Annotated in this window: 9 protein-coding genes; 3 read left to right on the top strand and 6 right to left on the bottom strand. The window is 48.0% G+C overall.

What is annotated here, in order from left to right:
* Positions 1 to 7: 7 nt before the first annotated feature.
* From ychF to feoB, 3 genes are all read right to left on the bottom strand, one after another.
* Positions 8 to 1,081, bottom strand: a complete 1,074-nt coding sequence (gene ychF / locus NFR28_RS07480; RefSeq protein WP_251179207.1) for a redox-regulated ATPase YchF — start codon at positions 1,079 to 1,081, stop codon at positions 8 to 10.
* A gap of 18 nt (positions 1,082 to 1,099) precedes the next feature.
* On the bottom strand, positions 1,100 to 2,503 hold the full coding sequence (locus NFR28_RS07475; protein WP_251179206.1) for a sodium-dependent transporter: 1,404 nt from the start codon (positions 2,501 to 2,503) through the stop codon (positions 1,100 to 1,102).
* 131 nt (positions 2,504 to 2,634) lie between these two features.
* Entirely contained in the window at positions 2,635 to 5,301 is a 2,667-nt protein-coding gene (gene feoB / locus NFR28_RS07470; RefSeq protein ID WP_251179205.1) for a ferrous iron transport protein B, read from the bottom strand.
* A gap of 169 nt (positions 5,302 to 5,470) precedes the next feature.
* Here feoB and asnB point away from each other — a divergent pair, with 169 nt between their 5' ends.
* Complete coding sequence (asnB, locus tag NFR28_RS07465; protein ID WP_251179204.1) at positions 5,471 to 7,441, top strand: asparagine synthase (glutamine-hydrolyzing); 1,971 nt, start codon at positions 5,471 to 5,473, stop codon at positions 7,439 to 7,441.
* A gap of 91 nt (positions 7,442 to 7,532) precedes the next feature.
* On the opposite strand, the gene NFR28_RS07460 is transcribed toward asnB, so the two are convergent.
* The 3 genes from NFR28_RS07460 to dnaE all read right to left on the bottom strand — a co-directional run bounded on the left by NFR28_RS07460 (position 7,533) and on the right by dnaE (position 12,875).
* Positions 7,533 to 8,558: a hypothetical protein gene (locus NFR28_RS07460; protein WP_251179203.1), complete on the bottom strand. Its 1,026-nt coding sequence runs from the start codon at positions 8,556 to 8,558 to the stop codon at positions 7,533 to 7,535.
* 65 nt (positions 8,559 to 8,623) lie between these two features.
* Positions 8,624 to 9,412 carry a tRNA pseudouridine(38-40) synthase TruA gene (truA, locus tag NFR28_RS07455; RefSeq protein WP_251179202.1) on the bottom strand — a complete coding sequence of 263 codons (789 nt, stop codon included), beginning with the start codon at positions 9,410 to 9,412 and terminating at the stop codon, positions 8,624 to 8,626.
* Between the two features lies 1 nt (position 9,413).
* Positions 9,414 to 12,875, bottom strand: a complete 3,462-nt coding sequence (gene dnaE, locus NFR28_RS07450; RefSeq protein ID WP_251179201.1) for a DNA polymerase III subunit alpha — start codon at positions 12,873 to 12,875, stop codon at positions 9,414 to 9,416.
* Positions 12,876 to 13,134: 259 nt separating this feature from the next.
* On the opposite strand from dnaE, the gene NFR28_RS07445 reads away from it, so the two are divergent.
* On the top strand, positions 13,135 to 14,034 hold the full coding sequence (locus tag NFR28_RS07445; RefSeq protein ID WP_251179200.1) for a LysR family transcriptional regulator: 900 nt from the start codon (positions 13,135 to 13,137) through the stop codon (positions 14,032 to 14,034).
* A gap of 128 nt (positions 14,035 to 14,162) precedes the next feature.
* Positions 14,163 to 15,821: an FAD-binding protein gene (locus NFR28_RS07440; RefSeq protein WP_251179199.1), complete on the top strand. Its 1,659-nt coding sequence runs from the start codon at positions 14,163 to 14,165 to the stop codon at positions 15,819 to 15,821.
* The last annotated feature ends 561 nt before the right edge of the window (positions 15,822 to 16,382 follow it).

The raw sequence follows: 16,382 nt of genomic DNA, 5'->3' as shown, positions 1-16,382 counted from the left end.
ATTCCACCTAAACGTTGAATTTAAAGTGCATGACGTCTCCATCTTGCACCACATACTCTTTACCTTCTTGGCGAAGTTTGCCTGCATCACGACATCCCTTTTCGCCGCCGAGTGCTACATAGTCTTCAAACGATGCAGTTTCCGCTTTGATGAAGCCGCGCTCAAAATCTGAATGAATTACGCCTGCAGCTTGAGGCGCTTTCGCGCCAATTGGAATAGTCCAAGCGCGCGTTTCGGTTTCTCCTGACGTGAAATAGCTTTGCAAGCCAAGCAGGTGATACGCCTCTTTGATCAGGCGCGCCAAACCGCTATCCGAAAGCCCTAACGCTTCCATATACTCCTTAGCTTCCTCAGGATCCAATTCAGAAAGCTCAGCAATATCAGCCTCAACCTTCGCAGATATTGGCACAGGTACACATCCGTCAATCTCGGGGAGATCTCCAGCCACCGCATCTTCATCTACATTCGCGATATAAAGCATTGGCTTCATGGTTAACAGGTGCAAATCATAAATGGCTAAGCGCTCATCTTCATCTAAATCAAGTGTGCGTGCACGATGCCCTTCATTAAGACCAGCTAGAACCTTTTTTGCCGTTTCAAGTTTTTTTACGCCAGCCTTATCGCGTTTTGCCTCTTTTTCAAGGCGCGGAAGTGCTTTTTCAAGCGTGGCCATATCAGCCAAAATGAGCTCGGTTTTGATGGTGTCCACATCAGATTGAGGGTCAACCTTACCTGCCACATGGGTAACATCAGGATCGCCAAAAAAGCGAACAACCTCAGCAATGGCATCGGTTTCTCGAATGTTAGCCAAAAACTGATTGCCTAATCCCTCGCCCTGACTTGCACCAGCTACCAAACCTGCAATATCAACAAATTCAACCGTAGCTGGCACAATGCGAGCGGGATTATCAATAGCTGCAAGCGCTTCCAATCGGTCATCGGGCACCGGCACTACACCAACATTAGGCTCAATAGTGGCAAACGGATAATTTGCCGCCAAGCCACCTTTGTTGGTAAGTGCTGTAAATAAGGTGGACTTGCCCACATTGGGTAGTCCTACGATTCCAATTGAAAGCGCCATAACAACTTCCTTTGAGTCCTATAAAACGATTATGCCTGCTGCGGCCATAATGTAGGCAACCAAAATTACAACAACAAATACCGGAGCAACATATTTGATCATAACGGTAAACAACTTCGCTGATTTAAATTCGCTTGATTGACGAACCTCGGTCAAGATGATCTTAGGCTTAATAATCCAACCAACAAAGATGCAGGTCAAAAGTGCTACAACTGGCATCAAGATGGTGTTGGAAATAAAGTCGAAGAAGTCAAGCAGCTGCGAATCTTGATATTCACCAATACCAAATATCGTATACATTAAGTCAACGTCTAACAAGTTGTTGTAACCCATATTAACTAACGTGCCCACACCAAGTACAAATACTGCACAAATTACAATAGAAAGAGCACGTGAGAGATGAGCGCCGTCGGCAACAATAGACACAAGCGTCTCGAACAAAGAAATACAGCTTGTCAAAGCAGCAAAGAAAACGAGTGCAAAGAAAACAAAGCCGATAACCGAAGCAGCCCAACCCATACCCTGGAACACTTGCGGCAAGATGCCAAACATGAGACCAGGACCGGCATTGTTAGCAACAACGTCAGCACCACCTTGCACCGCAACAGCAGCCGGAATGATCATAAAGCCAGCCAAAATGGCTATACCAGTATCAAAAAGCTCAATACGGCGAACCGAATGCTCCAGGTCTTCTTTCTTGTCGAAGTAAGAACCATAGGTAATCATGATGCCCATTGCCAACGAAAGAGAGAAAAACATCTGCCCCATTGCGGCAACAATCATCTCCACGCTGAACTTAGAAAAGTCTGGAACGAGATAATATGCAACACCCTCTAAGGCTCCAGGCAACGTAAGCGAAAAGATCGAAATGGCAACAGCCATAAAGATCAAAAGCACCATGAGCACTTTGTTAACGCGCTCAATGCCATTTTTGACACCCAAAGCAACAACGCCAACAACGAGCAAGATGAAGATTGCCATCCAAATAAACGTCTCAGGGTTGTTCAAAATGAAGCCGGTAAAATAACCGTCCCCCGCCAAAGCATCTGCGCCTTCAAAGATATAGGCGGCCATATATTTGGTCACCCAACCACCAATAACGGCATAATACGGCGTGATAATAAAAGGAACCGCACTGGCTAACACACCAATAAACAGGTACTTTTTACCAAAAGTGCGAAATGCACCAATAGCAGATTGACCCGTCATTCGTCCCAGTGCCGTTTCTGCCATCATCAAAGCAAAACCAAACGTCACCACCAAAATGATGTAGACCAGCAAGAATGCACCGCCACCGTATTTCGCTGCAAGATACGGGAATCGCCACATATTGCCCAAACCAACAGCAGATGCTGCAGCAGCAAGAATAAACGCCCAACGACCCGACCATTTAGAACGAGCTGGTGCTGCTGTTTCTTCCATATTCGCCTCCTTACGAACGTGTTCTCTCCTGTAATCCCAAATGCATAAGTATAAATGCACCTAAGCACACATCAATGCTCGCATCATGCAACGAGCCACCCGCAACCGCAGATGGTATCAAATCTAAACTCTTATTGAGAAGAAGCTGAGCCTTTTTGATCTTTTTCCTGTGTTTTCGCATGCATGCTTTCTACTACGCGCTCACCGCAATCAAGAGTGCACGAGCCACAAGCGCTTCCGCACGCCCCGCGACCAGTGCGCTTTTTGCCAACCACGCGAATAAGTGCCCAGCATGCCAAAAATACCACCACAATACCAAGCACAACAGTTGGCACATTAAGATTGAGCGCTAAGCATACCTCTCCCAGCACCCGCACACCAAAGGCTACAACCCAAGCAAGGAGCAACTGCCCCAAAGCAACCCCCAACATCCATTTAGTTCCAAGCTCTCGTTTGACCGATGCAAGTGCAGCAACACATGGCGTATACAGCAAACAGAAGACCAAAAAAACACCTGCAGTCAAAAGACTCATGGAAGCTACAATTGCTTGTGTACTGCCAAACAATATGGACAAGGTAGAAACCACGCTTTCCTTTGCCATAACGCCGGTAATTAAAGCGCTTGTTACACGCCAGTCACCAAAACCGAGCGGCGCAAACACAGGCGCTATCAAACCAGCAATGCTTGCAAGCATAGAGCCTTGACCGTCGTCGACCACGTTGAGACCAAAGTCAAACGTCTGCAAAAACCAAATGACAATAGTTGCCAAAAAGATGATAGTAAATGCACGCTCAAGAAAGTCTTTCGCCTTTTCCCACAACAGTTGGCATACATTTCGCGGAGAGGGAAAACGATAATTTGGAAGCTCCATAACAAAAGGAACCGCTTCGCCCGCAAACATCGTTTTGCGCATAACAAGCGCAACTACAATACCCATAACTATTCCGCCGAAGTAAAGACCAATCATAACCAAAGCGGCATATTGAGGAAAAAACGCCGCGCAAAAGAATGCATAGATAGGCAATTTTGCTGAACAGCTCATGAAGGGCGTAAGCAGAATAGTCATCTTGCGGTCTCGCTCAGATGGAAGCGTTCTGCTGGCCATAACTGCTGGCACCGTACAGCCAAACCCAACTAGCATAGGAACAATAGATCTGCCCGACAATCCAATGCGACGCAAAAGCTTGTCCATCACAAATGCCACGCGTGCCATATATCCGGTATCTTCTAAAAGCGAAAGGAAAAAGAAAAGCGTCACGATAATGGGCAAGAAGCTCAACACCGAACCCACACCATTGAAAATGCCATCAATGACAAGCGATTGAAGGACATCAGAGACATTCGCCTGAGCCAAAATGGAAGAAACCACATCGCTTAGTGCGCTTATTCCGCTATCTAAAAGATCAGAAAGCCATGCACCGATCACAGAAAAGGTTAGCCAGAAAACCAGTCCCATGATGATGACGAATGCGGGAATTGCCGTCCACGACCCCGTCAAAATTTTGTCTATCTGCGAAGATCTTTTATGCTCTTTACTCTCACGAGGGCGAACCACGCACTGTGAACACACGCGCTCAATGAACTGATAGCGCATATCAGCAATGGCAGCTGCACGATCAAGACCACGCTCTTGGACCATCTGTGCCACAATATGCTCCACAGCATCAAGCTCATTTGTATCAAGACACAGACGCTTTTGGACCATTTCATCGCCTTCGGCAAGCTTAGCTGCAGCAAATCGAAGAGGAATACCTGCGCGCTGTGCATGGTCCTCAATAAGCGCCATAAGCGAATGCAAACATCTATGCACTGCTCCCCCATGATCTGCAGGCGAGCAAAAGTCCTGTACTAAAGGCGGCTCTTGAAAGCGCGCTACATGAATGGCGTGATCTACCAATTCTGCTGTTCCCGCATTTTTTGCTGCAACAAGCGGTACCACAGGGATCCCCAAAGCAGCCTCAAGCTTATTAACCTCAATGGTTCCCCCGTTACCTTCAACCTCATCCATCATATTAAGCGCAAGAACCATTGGTATTCCCAGTTCAAGTATTTGCATAGTCAGATACAAATTTCGCTCAATATTAGTAGCATCAACAATATTAATGATGCCTTTTGGACGAAGCGCTGCGTCAAAGGCTACTGTTACGCCTTTGGCTGTCCCCTTGACCGAAGCAGGCTCGCCGAGCAAAAACTCGCGCGTTACCACCTCTTCGCTTGAATAAGGAGACATCGAATAAATACCAGGTAAGTCAGTGATCAAGGTTTGCGGATGACCCTTAATGCAGCCATCTTTGCGATCCACTGTTACACCTGGAAAATTGCCAACATGCTGGTTTGAACCAGTCAACTGATTGAAAAGCGTGGTTTTGCCACAGTTTTGATTGCCTACCAATGCAAAGGTGAGCGTCTCGTCTTTAGACAAAGGGCGCTCTGTAGAACGATCGTGCGATTTGCCACGCTCGCCCAACCCCGGATGCTCCGTTTGGGTATAAAGCGGATTGTTGATCTCAAAGTCAAGATCACGATCATGTGCTGCCAAGTCATAAGAGGTAACAGGAGCCTCATCGCGCACCTGATCAATTTCTATTTTCTGGGCATCAGCCAAGCGTAGCGTCAATTCGTATCCATGGATACGGACCTGCGCTGGATCACCCATTGGTGCATGCTTGATCATAGTAATATCAGCATGAGGAATAATACCCATATCCAACAGATGCTGGCGAAGAGAGCCTGTTCCTCCCACCCGGGTGACCGTTGCCGTTTTGCCGATTGGTAATTTATCTAGCGTTAATGCCACGAAAATGCTCCTTGTATCATAAAATCATGCACGCCCCCTGTTTTTCCCGTGACCTCAAAGGCAAGGAAGCAGGCAGGCACTGCATAACGCGTTATTATAAGGCAATACGACAACTCACAAAGCAACGCGTCGTTTGCGCGTAATAGTTACATCTCAAGGAGACTTTTTCATGTGCGGCATCTGCGGATTTACTCATGCAACACAGGCGGATCAACCCATTGTCAAAAAAATGTGCGACATCATGGCACACCGAGGTCCTGATGGCGAAGGCTGCTATCTTGACCAGGGTATTGCCCTGGGGCACCGTCGCCTCTCTCTCATTGACCTTGCTGGCGGCAACCAACCCATGGTGCGCGAAAACGCCGATCACGTATCTCGAATCACTTCACCCGCCCTTGATGGGCAAGGACGCCCCTGTGCAGGAGACCAAGATGCGGCCGCCAAGGGTGATTTCGCCATCGTTTTTAACGGTGAGATCTACAACTATCAAGACCTTCGCGCTGAACTTGAGTCGCAAGGCTGGGTGTTTGAAACCAACTCTGACACCGAGGTCTTGCTTGTTGGCTATCTTGCCTGGGGTGAAGAGGTTTTAGATAAGCTGCGGGGCATGTTTGCTTTCGCCATTTGGAACAAACTCACTCACGAACTCTTTTGCGCGCGCGATTTTTTTGGCATCAAGCCGTTTTACTATACCCTTGTCAATGGTCAATTCATTTTCGCGTCCGAAATTAAATGCATTCTTGAGCACCCCGCTTACGAGCGCAAACTGAATGAATCAGCTCTTGAACAGTATCTTTGCTTTCAGTTCTCAGCACTTGATGAAACATTCTTTAAAGGTATCTACAAGCTTCCCCCAGCTCACTGCTTAAAGGTTGACGAAACAGGCACCATTAAGCTGCGTCGCTATTGGATTCCCACCTACACCTTTGACACCAATCGTTCGTTCGATGATACCGTTGATGCTATCGACAAGACACTCCATGAGTCAGTTCGCTATCACAACGTTGCTGATGTTGAAGTCGGTTCGTTTTTGTCCAGCGGAATTGACTCTAGTTATATGGCAGCTTGCCTTGCGCAAGAAAACCCCACCATTAAGACATTTACGGTTGGGTTTGCTGAGTACGAAGGCGAGCGCGATGAAATTTCATGGGCTCGCGAACTAGCTTCTGAACTAGGAATATCAAATGATTCCAAGCATATTTCGGAAGCAGAATACTGGGAGAGTCTACCTCGCGTGCAATGGCATATGGATGAACCGTCGGCTGACCCTTCGGCAGTTGCGCTTTATTTCGTTGATCAGCTTGCCGCCAAACAGGTTAAAGCTGTGCTTTCGGGCGAAGGTGCCGATGAGTTTTTTGCAGGATATCGTATTTATCAAACACCTTTCTCTAATGCAAAGCTTAATTGGGTTCCAAAGCCTTTATTACGCGGCGCTTCAAAACTTGCCCGCAACCTTGGCATTCGCGGCGCAAATTACCTTGAGCGCGCAAGCGAGACTGCAGAAGACTGGTATTACACAAATGCCAACGGCGTAGCGTTCACTCCTGCTGAACGCGAGCGCTTACGCAAAGGCAAGCGTGCAGCTGACGCTGAAATACCACCAACCCCTCAACAACTTACTGCGCCCTACTACGCGGAAGTGGCATCTTTAGACGAAACAGCGCGTATGCAATATGTAGATCTTTATTTTTGGCTCGTCGGTGACATTTTGCTCAAAACCGACAAAATGTCTATGGCGCATTCGCTTGAGAGCCGAGTTCCGTTTTTGGACAAAGGCGTTTTTGATCTTTCACGCACTATACCCACCGCCCAAAAACTGGATGGCTCGCAAACCAAAATTCCGCTGCGTGCTGCATCCGAACGCGCTATCCCCCGCGATTGGGCGCAAAAAGAAAAACTTGGTTTCCCGGTGCCTGTGGTGAATTGGCTTCGACAAGATCAGTATTACAACCAAGTCAAAACAGCATTTACTGATGATATTGCTGCGCAGTTTTTCAACACCGATGAGTTGGTAGCACTTCTTGACGAACATAAAGCTGGGGCAGACAGATCGCGAAAGATCTGGATTATCTACATGTTTTTGATGTGGTACAAGATCTATTTCGTTGATCAAACGGTTCCCGATAAACCTGCAGCATAGAAAAAGACAGCGCATTAAGCAAAAAGACTGCGAAACGCACACGTTGCGAGCCGCAGTCTTTTTTTATGCCCGGGTGTTATCCTGATTGAGATTAGACCAACCGAGACGACTTGACCGAAACCAAATGTCCCATCTCGTCTTGGAAGACACACAATGCACCATCACGACTCTCATAGAGATGATGGAATCGCCCAAAACTGTCGCGACGAATTTGAGATACGGGGATCTTTTCAAGCTGATGATTGATCTGTTGTGTAGCATTTTCTACAATAACGCGCTCAGCGGCTTCCTCTAAAACAGGAGTCTCGGCCGTGCTCGCAAGCGGCGTGTGTTTCTGCGTCTCTCTTGCATCAGATTTTTCTGCCTCTGCACTTCGAGCCTTGTTCACCTCAGAAACAGGGGTAAGCTCAATGCGCACTTTTCCACCTACCGGCGTTGCCGGAAACTCAAATACGGGAGCTCCAGTGCCAAAGAAGTCCTCCACCTCATCAAGAGCAAACCCTAGCTCTTCTGCTGTTTTTTCATCAAGCGGGTGCGCGGTATCAGTACTCAAAGGAGCTTCTATTTGTTCAGGATGCTCAAGAGCAGCCTCTACAAGACCGCCCTCCATCACCGTCATGCCAGAAGGAAGTACAATTTCATCTTCAACAACGCGCTCTGTTGCCTGACTCGAAGAACATGCACCAGCTTGGGTTTGTTCACCTACATGCTCGCGGGAATCCTGAGTAGCACCCTTTAAGTTTGACGAAACCGCCCCTGCTTCACCACCAAGCTCTTTGCCGACTGTGGCAGAAGACTGCTTGGGTGCGAATTGTTCGGATGTCGATGATGAATGCGCAGATTGTGCTGTGTCCTCAACAGAGTGATGAGTGGCCTGCTCTAACATTTGCTCAGTAAAAGGCATAACACCCATGCGCGAATACATGCTGGTGTTAGCTTGTGCTATCTTCATAAGTTCAGCACCCAGCGCCTTTTGTTCTTTCTGATCTATATCAGATAAAAGCGCTCGTCCGATTTCGTGAACGCGACCCCATGAAAGGGCATCAAGATCTTCTTTGAGTGAGACGATCTTATCAATATCGCGAATAATTCGCTTTTGTGCGGATTTTCCGAACATAATTCCTCGTTTAAGTAGCGTTTTGTCCGTAGCGTCCTTATCTGCGGATGGCTCATTCTAACATGTTAGTAACAAACATGCCAAAACACCAATCCGTTCGCAGGAGCCGTCTCGCCTGCCGCATTCCTATCGCAAGCAGCCAAAACGTCACCAACCCACTCAGGTTTTCTGCGACCCAAACCAACGCTTACCAGTGTCCCAACTATAGTACGTACCATTGAATGCAAAAACGCGTTGCCTACCACCACAATAGTAAGCACTTCTTCATCAAACACCTTCTGCGTTTCAATGGTGATGTCAAAAATACACCGATGCGTCGGCTTGTCTTGAGCAGAGACGGCTTTGCAGAAACTTTTAAAGTCATGCTCCCCGATCAGGTATTTTGCCCCTAATCTCATAGCATTTACATCAAGATTGCCCGGAACATACCAAGCAAAATCCTTCACGAACAGCGGAGGGGTTGGGCCTGAATAAATGTGATAGTGGTATTCACGCGCAAGGGCATCAAAGCGCGCAGAAAAGCCAGACGGCTTAAAAACAAGCTCTTTCACAATCACATTTTCATCAGTGAGCGCGTTTAATGAACGTATGAACTTCTGAGGATCTCGGCTACGAAATTCCTCTTCCGTCGTATCAAAACTGATTACTTGACCAATAGCATGGACACCCGAATCGGTGCGTCCTGCACACGTAGTCTCCACATCTCGACGCAACAAAAGCGCTAATGCTTCCTCTATATTACCTTGAACGGTGAGCTGTGCCGGCTGCTTAGCAAATCCGCAGAACGGCTCACCGTTATAAGCAACGGTGAGCACTGCGGTCTGCTGACCAGAACACCCGCACGTATCTGTCATCCTAAGAGGCCTTCCATACAGCAGACCCAAAAAGCTCCTGGATCTTTGCGTGCAAAAGCGGATGCTGGGAATTTACCGATAAAGGCAATTCTGCGCGGAAGTTTCGCCCGTCAGCTTGTTTTACAAAAAGCACTGCCCTATCACGCCCAGGATGTTCCTTCAACACGCGGTTCAGCTTCATGGAAGCGTTTTGGTCAAAGTCCGACATGTTGATGTGCAGCTCAAAGTAGTGCGGCTTCTCATCTTCATCAGCAATCTCAAGTGGAATAACCTCATACGCTTTGATCTGGTTTCCACGGTCTGAATGTTCAAACGAACCTTTAAGTTTCACGATCGCATCATCTTGAATGGCAGCGCCAAACTTATCAAAGTCAAAACAGATGCAATCAACGTGACCTGTTGTATCCTCAAGGGTAAACGTAGCCATCTTGTTGCCACGCTTGGTCAACTTCACCACAACATTCGAGATCATTCCAACAAAGGTAGCTGACTTTATGTCATCTTCAGACTCAGCAAGCGTTCCAAGCTGATACTTCGTCATGTTGGTTATCTGGCTCTCATAAGGACGAAGCGGGTGATCAGAAACGTAGATCTTCATGATCTCTTTCTCGTACGCCAAAAGCTGGCGCGTTGGCCATTCAACCCCATCAGGCGGTGGCACTTCTTCCACAAAACCACTTTCAGGCTCGTCAGCAAACAGGTCAAAGAGTGAAGTTTGTCCTGCATCGCGATCCTTTTGGCGCTTTGAAGCTGTCTCAAGTAGTGGTGTTTCATCAACAAAATACATCAATTGTTTACGCGTGTACCCCGTTGAATCAAACGCTCCACCCTTAATCAGCGACTCAAGCGTTTTGCGGTTATAGCATTTCGCATCAAGTCGTCCCACAAAATCGTGCAGACTGGTATAAGGACCGTTTGCGTTGCGCTCGGCGATGATTTCATCGGCAACGTTCTTACCAACACCACGCACGCCAACCAAACCGAAACGAATACCCTCATCTACAGGGGTGAATTCAGCATTCGACGCATTGATATCTGGTGGCAAAACAGGCGTTCCATTATGGTTGCAGCTCGCAATATAGCGAATCAAACGATCGGTATTACCCATGTAGCTGGTCAACACAGCTGCCATATAGTCATTGGGATAATGCGCCTTAAGATACGCCGTGCGCATAACCAAGATAGCGTATGCTGCTGAATGCGATTTATTAAACGCGTATTTAGCGAACTTCTCAGCGTCATTCCAAATCTGTTTAGCAATCTCAAGCGAAAAGCCGTTTTCAACTGCACCCTTATTCCAGTCCTCTTGGAGCGCACGCATAACATCAAGCTTCTTTTTACCCATAGCTTTACGAAGCTTGTCTGCTTTACCGGCAGAAAAGCCCGACATAGCCATAGAGATCTGCATGATCTGCTCTTGATAGACCATGGTGCCATACGTTTCCTCAAGAATAGGTCGCAAGCGATCGTCGTAATAATGCACCGCTGTTCTGCCAGACGCAGTTTCGACATAGTCATCAACCATGCCTGACTCCAAAGGACCGGGTCGGTTCAAAGCAATTGATGCAACAATATCCGAAAAGCGTGTTGGTGGGAGACGCGAGAAAAGGCTGACATACAACGCACTTTCAACCTGGAACAAGCCATCCATGTTGCCCGCTTGCATGAGCTTGAAAGCTTTTTCATCATCAGTTGGAATTTCTTCGGGTTTAATCGTAATCCCAAAGCGCTCCTTGATGTTTTTGCATGCAATAGACAACACGTCTAAGGTTCTCAGACCCAAGAAGTCCATCTTAAGTAGTCCAAGATCAGGTGTGTAGTGACCATCATACTGTGTGATGATGCCGCCACCTTTGGTGTCGCGTTTCATGGGAACATGATCAGACATAGGGTCGCGACAAATAATCGTAGCGCAGGCATGAACACCTTCGCCACGTACGTGCCCCTCAATGGAGCGCGCTGCATCAAGTACTGTCCGCACGTCTTCTTCGTTTTTGTAAGCTGCCGCCAAATCAGGATTGCTTGCAAGAGCTTTGTCGATGGTAATACCCAACTCGTTGCCGATCATCTTGCAGATCTTATCACCCGTTGCATAAGGATAATCAAGTACGCGAGCGGCGTCTCGTACAGCATTCTTTGCTTGCAAGGTACCAAAGGTGATTACCTGCGAAACGTGATCTTCACCATACACATCTTTGATGTGGTCAATTACTTCTTCTCGTCTACCCTGCTCAAAGTCAACGTCAATATCGGGCATCTCAACGCGCTCGGGCGACAAAAAGCGCTCAAACAGCAAGCCATTTGAAAGCGGCTCCAAATCGGTAATTCCCATAGCATATGCCACGATTGCACCTGCAGCAGAACCACGTCCAGGACCCACACCAATACCATGCGAGCGTGCCCAGTCAATGTATTCCTGCACGATCAAAAAGTATGCAGGAAATCCTTGCTGGATAATGACACCCATCTCATAATCAGCACGATCCTGCGCCTCTTTTGGAACTGGTGTTCCGTAACGCCATTCCAAACCTTGCTGAACGCGCTTCTTAAAATAACTCTCTTCCGTTTCTCCTTCAGGCAAGGGGAAACGCGGCAGAATTGAATCACGTTCAAGTTCAACGTTACATTTTTCAGCAACTTCGACTGTGTTATCACATGCCTCTGGAAAGTCTGCCATCGCGGCGCGCATTTCCTCTTCAGTTTTCATATAGAACTGATCGTTGGGAAATGTCATACGATCGGGATCATTGAGGATACGACCGATACCAATGCAGAGCAAAATATCTTGCGCGCGAGCGTCTTCTTGCGTGAGATAGTGAAAGTCATTGGTAGCAATGGTTTTTAGCCCAGCAGCCTGAGCAACGCGTGTGAGCTCATGATTGAGTTGCGTTTGCGTCAAACCGCCGTCCGTAGAGATGCCTTGGTTTTGCAACTCAATATAGAAATCACCAGGCTCAAAACAACTTGCAAGCTGATTTGCCCAGGCAACAGCTTCGTCAAACTGCCCATTATCAATGAGCTTAGGAACAATACCAGCTAAACAAGCCGAAGAGCCTATCAGACCTTTTCCGTATTTTTGCAACATAGAAAAGGTGGTGCGAGGTTTGTAGTAGTAGTTGTCCACATGAGATTCGCTCACCAGGTGAAGAAGGTTGTGATAACCCTCATTGGTTTTTGCAAGCAAAAGCAAGTGATATAACTTTGGCTTAACGTCTTTGCGCAAGCTTTCGTCGGTGGTGAAATACACCTCACATCCATAGATCGGCTTAACGCGTTTTCCTGTCTCAGCCTCTACAGCATCACAAGCAGCGCACAACTCGGGCACGCCGCTCATCACGCCATGGTCGGTAACCGCAATGGCTGGCATATCAAGGTCAGCAGCGCGTCTCACCATGTCTTTGATGTGTGTTAAGCCGTCAAGCAGGGAATATTCAGTGTGATTATGTAAATGTACAAATGCCATAAGTGCCCCGTAAATAAAAGGTGTCTCAAGTAAGATTTCTCGTTGGCTATTCTAGCAGGTTCAACCTCGTTGCGCGTTGAAGCACACGCGAACAAACGATGGTTTTTTGGAGAACACACAAAGCGAATTGCTGAGGTATTTGCGCCAATGGTTTTTCGCTTTTCGGTCTCTTCACTCAACTCGGTTCGCCCTCATGCCAAACATTCACATAACAAACCACAAGCTAGTACCCTATAATCATGCACCGAAGGAGACGGGTATGAGAACCGAACAACTTGAATGCTTTTTTGCCATTGTTGATCAAGGTGGGTTTACCAAAGCTGCTGAGCAGCTTCACTTAGCCCAGCCTGCCGTAAGCCAACAAATCAAGGCGCTTGAAACCGAACTTGGTTTTAAGCTTTTCGAACGCGGCAAAGGAGCCACTAAGCTCACTCTTGCAGGGTTGCAATATCACCAAGACGCTCAAAAGTTTTACAAAGACCATATGCTTTCTGTCAGACGAGGTCGCGCCCTCTCACAAGGCTTTTCGGGGCAGCTAACTTTCGGTGTGTCAGGTTTTACCCAGCTCAACGACCTGAAGGTAGTAAAGGACTTCATGAAACTTCACCCTGAGGTCAACTTTACCTTTACGCGCGTCAATGATAACAATCAGCATCGAGAACTGCTTGAAGGGCGCTATGATGCGGCCTATTCAGCTCTCTCGAATGCCACCTGTTTTGATGATCTCGATGCCTTATTTGTTGCTCACGAAGAGCTTTGCCTTTTGGTTGCCTCAGATCATTATCTGGCTCAGCGCGCCCAAGTGTCTTTTGAAGAGCTTCGCAAATTGCCCAACTTTTTTGCTGGCGAAAGCTCCACCGATCAGTTATCAGGCCAGCAATCCTCCTCCGAGGAGACGCTTACCATAAACTCATCCACTTTCCCTTCGGCAAACTTTGTTGATGACCAGGATATGGCGGCTTTTATGGTTGCCTTCAATCTGGGTGTACAACTTGCGCCGGCTTCACTCGTTCCCATCCTACCACCTGGAATACATGCCCTATCTGTGCGCAATCCTACACCCCGCATTGATCTTGGATGGATTTTTGCGAAACACAACACAAACCCCGCCTTGTTGCGCTTTCTTTCCTTCGCAACATCAACCAATCATGACGCATAATGCGGCCCTGACTTCGCCTTATAAAAAAATCTTATGATGTCATGCCAAACCACTCTTTTACTTATTTAATGCGCGTTGATACAGTTCAGTGCATCGTTGTCATGTCAGAAAGACACAAGGAGGGAAACATGGCACAGCACAACTCTACCAACAATCAGCAGACTTCAGAGCGCGGGCTTACCCGTCGCGGCTTTTTAACCGGCGCACTCGGCGTTGGTGTAGGTGCCGCTGGGTTTGGTATGTTAGCAGGCTGCTCGTCTGCAGTCTCAAGCGACAGCGCAGCCGACGGGACAGGTGCAGAAACTTCTGATGCTCCCCAAGCAGAAGGCGGCTTAGGCGCCGCATCTCAAACTGTCGAAGCCGACGTCGTTGTTGTTGGCGCAGGCGCAGCCGGTATGATGGCCGCTTTAGAAGCAGGCAAAGCGGGTGCAAAAGTAGTGGTTATTTCAAACAGCCCAAACGCCGTTGCAACTAACGGCTCTATGGTTTCAGGAACCTGCGCTGTTGAAACGAAGTACGTTGAAGAAATGGGAGAAACCATTACCACCGGCGAGCTGTTCAATTACATGGCTGAGTTCATTCACGGAATGCCTAATTTGCGTCTCTTGCGCAGCTGCGTTGATCTCATGCCGAGCAATATCGAGATCTTCGAAGACATGGGCATTGCAATGATGGCAGGCGCTGATCGTTATGACATTGGCATTGTTGACGTGCATCTTTTCGGCACCGAGAACAAAGGTCAAGTTATGCAAGACTACATTACCGACAAGTATGATGTCGAGTTTGTTTATGAAACTGAAGCTCAAGAGCCCATCATGGAAAATGGTGTTTTCGCTGGCGTAAAGGCCAAGCAAGGCGACACCGTTATTGACTATAAAGGCAAATCAACCGTTCTTGCTTGCGGCGGCTTTCTCTTTGACGAGGAGCAGATGGATCAGTCTTTCGGCAACCAGATTGCCAAGCTTTCAAGCCCTTATCAAACTGGTTATGGTATCCGCATTGCAAAAGCTGCTGGCGCCTATCGCGAAAGTATCGACACCATGGGCCTTTCAGACATCGTTGGCGGCAACATCAAAAACGAAGATTGGTTTAACCCGGCGTGCATGCCTGCGCTCTATGGTGGACTTCTGGTTAACCCGCAGGGCAACCGTTTTATGAACGAATATAATCTTGCAATGGCCTCAATGTCCTATGGTGGCGAACCACTTCTCCGTGTCCCTGAATACTTTGCCATTTTTGATGAGGCTGGTTTTAAAGCAAACACCGAAGAAGGCGGCTATTATGGCTATATGGGTAATCCCGAATGCTGGATGTCCGGTCTCCTCCTCTATTCGAACCCTATTGAAGGCTTTGACGAATTAGTATCCAATGCAGAGTCTGATGGTTGGGCATGGACTTTCGACAGCGTCGCCGATGCAGCTAAAGAACTCAACCTCACTAACCTTGAGCAGACAATCACCGATTACAATGGCTTTTGCGAAACCGGCAACGATACCGAATTCTTCAAGCGTGCAGAAATGCTTAAGGCTCTAGACACTGACGGCCCAATTCACGTGTTCCAGTACAACGCTGCTGCATTCAACACGGCTGGCGGATGCCGCACCGACGAGTTCTGCCGCGCACTCAAAGAGGACTTCTCTGTTGTGGATGGCCTCTATATTGCTGGCGTTGAAAACGGTAGCCTGTATGGTCGCCCCTACTATGTGGTAGGTGGCACTATGAGCGGCTTATCCTACAGCTCTGGTCGCCTTGCAGGCATGCAAGCTGCCGAATATGCAGGCAAGTAGTTGCACGATGAGTTAAGGCGATAATCGCCTACACCTCCCCGCCCCTCCAAATCAAACCCGGATCACGTGATCCGGGTTTTCGTTTGTTTGAGCATATACATTTCGGGCACAACCTGCCAAAGGCGCTGACCAGGTGTAATGCTTTATTTTCCCAGTTCAGAGCTCGTGTGTTACTGTGGCAACTTGTGCCCGATTTGTATGATTTTCATACATTTCGGGCACAACCTGCCATGTTGTCTGACCTGCGGTTTTGCATTGTTTCCCCAGGTCATAAGCCACTACCCGAGATGACGGGTTGCGCCCGATTTGCATATTGCGCGCTAGCCTTTGCGCGCTGACTACCGCGTGCTAGCTATTGCACGCTGGCAATTGCGTGCTGGCAATTGCGTGCTAGCTATTGCACGCTAGCTATTGCGCGCTAGCGGCGCCGACAGCAACAACAGCGCCAGCAGCTCTCACAAAAAAGAGGCGCCATCTTGCGATAGCGCCCCCTTTAAGCAGAGACTATGTCGATTTAACGTATGGCCATCGCGTTGCCAATGGCCACCGCATGATCCACGT

Origin of the sequence: Adlercreutzia agrestimuris, assembly GCF_943193125.1 — a bacterium.
GTDB classification, from domain to species: domain Bacteria; phylum Actinomycetota; class Coriobacteriia; order Coriobacteriales; family Eggerthellaceae; genus Xiamenia; species Xiamenia agrestimuris.
The sequence above is the reverse complement of the archived record's forward strand: the minus strand, read 5'-3'. Positions and strand labels throughout refer to the sequence as shown.

Bases quoted from the DNA above. Each gene is read 5' to 3' on its own strand.
- ychF (WP_251179207.1), bottom strand. From the start codon at position 1,081: ATGGCGCTTTCAATTGGAATCGTAGGACTACCCAATGTGGGCAAGTCC.
- NFR28_RS07475 (WP_251179206.1), bottom strand. From the start codon at position 2,503: ATGGAAGAAACAGCAGCACCAGCTCGTTCTAAATGGTCGGGTCGTTGG.
- asnB (WP_251179204.1), top strand. From the start codon at position 5,471: ATGTGCGGCATCTGCGGATTTACTCATGCAACACAGGCGGATCAACCC.
- NFR28_RS07460 (WP_251179203.1), bottom strand. From the start codon at position 8,558: ATGTTCGGAAAATCCGCACAAAAGCGAATTATTCGCGATATTGATAAG.
- truA (WP_251179202.1), bottom strand. From the start codon at position 9,412: ATGACAGATACGTGCGGGTGTTCTGGTCAGCAGACCGCAGTGCTCACC.
- dnaE (WP_251179201.1), bottom strand. From the start codon at position 12,875: ATGGCATTTGTACATTTACATAATCACACTGAATATTCCCTGCTTGAC.
- NFR28_RS07445 (WP_251179200.1), top strand. From the start codon at position 13,135: ATGAGAACCGAACAACTTGAATGCTTTTTTGCCATTGTTGATCAAGGT.
- NFR28_RS07440 (WP_251179199.1), top strand. From the start codon at position 14,163: ATGGCACAGCACAACTCTACCAACAATCAGCAGACTTCAGAGCGCGGG.